This is a genomic window from Nonomuraea deserti, assembly GCF_004348685.1.
Taxonomy (GTDB): Bacteria; Actinomycetota; Actinomycetes; order Streptosporangiales; family Streptosporangiaceae; genus Nonomuraea; species Nonomuraea deserti.
Genome location: NZ_SMKO01000431.1, coordinates 1 through 872, shown reverse-complemented (window position 1 = coordinate 872; position 872 = coordinate 1). Strand labels below are relative to the sequence as shown.

1 pseudogene is annotated in these 872 nt (G+C 75.0%); it reads right to left on the bottom strand.

Going from position 1 to position 872, the window contains the following annotated elements:
- Positions 1–860 (bottom strand): annotated as a pseudogene (locus tag E1292_RS52440) (hypothetical protein); the annotation flags it as partial.
- Positions 861–872: the final 12 nt, after the last annotated feature.

Sequence of the window (872 nt, the reverse complement as noted above, 5' to 3'; positions counted from 1 at the left end):
CCACCCCGTCCCGACCCCGACCCGCCACCGTCCCGGCCCACGCCACCCCTTCCCGACCCCGACCCGCCACCGTCCCGATCCACGCCACCCCTTCCGGTCCTCGGCCCACCGCCGTCCCGACCCACGCCGCGCCTTCCCAACGCCGACCCGCTACCAGCCCTGCCGGCGCTGCTGGGTCCTGAGCCTGCCCCCGCTGCCTCCAGAGCTCGTCTCGCCTGGTCGATGGCGCTTCGCAGGGCCGCCGGGCCGTCAACGCAGGGCAGGCTGACGCCCACAGGCGCGTCCGCCTCGAGGGCCACCATCTCCGCCAATCGCACCGCGACGTCCTCCGCCGAGCCTCTTGCCGAGCCGCCCGGCACGCCGCCCGCCGAACCTCCCGGCACGTCGCCCACCTGACCCGGCGCCGGGCCGTCCACTGGGCCCGCCGCGACCAGCGTGATGGCCACCTGCCCTTTCGCCTGGCTGCGTGCCGATCGAGCCTGGGAGCGGCTCCCACCTCGCTGCCGCGCCCCCTCCCACGTGTCCGTGTCGTCGTGCAGGGCCGCGAAGGCATACCTCTCCAGCACGTCCAGAGCCTCGGGACCCGTCGCGAGCACCACCAACGGTTCCTCGGGCAACCGACGGCCGAGCGGCTCCAACACCACACGCGCCTGTTCCCGGGCACCCTCCAGCAGCAGCCGCAGCACCGCGGAGCGCACCCGGCGCTCGGCTTCCAGCTGGGACCTGCCCTGCTCCATGGCCAGCGTGAGCAGGGAGCCCGCCGCGTTGATCACCGTGTGGGTGACGGGCGAGAACGCCTCATCCGCCCCCACGGCGAAGAACCCGCGCGGCCGCACCCCGCCGCCCAACGGCTGCACCACGATGTGTTCCCC